The organism is Oleiphilus sp. HI0067, assembly GCF_001635735.1.
Window position 1 is genome coordinate 1 of sequence record NZ_LWFI01000790.1, and the last position, 382, is coordinate 382.

Sequence of the window (382 nt, forward strand, 5' to 3'; positions counted from 1 at the left end):
AGTAAATGTTAAGCCTACTAAATCATCGGCAGTGAGTATCCATTCGCCATTACCCATATCAATGCCAGCGGATAGTTGCGCTCCAAGAGGGACATTCAATAACATAATGTCTGCAATTGTTTCGTCACTACCGGCAGTCACAGCCACCGAAATATCAAGAGCAATTGCGCTATCCTCTACTCCATTCACATCGTTAGCGACAATTATCGCTGTGTCAGCAACCTCGTTAACAACAACAGTCAGCGTGTCACTTGTCTCAGCTTTAGAAATCAGGCCAGTGTCGCTATCAATGTCATCAATAAATGTAGTAATGGTTAATGTAAAATCATCACTACTGTGTGGAGGAGGAGTAATGGTTAAGCCTGTCAAATCAGACCCCGAC

Annotated in this window: 1 protein-coding gene; it reads right to left on the bottom strand. The window is 43.5% G+C overall.

From position 1 onward, the window contains the following. Positions 1-369 (bottom strand): hypothetical protein (locus tag A3739_RS08545; RefSeq protein ID WP_156502488.1); only part of this gene is annotated, 369 nt, incomplete at its 3' end. Between the last annotated feature and the right edge of the window lie 13 nt (positions 370-382).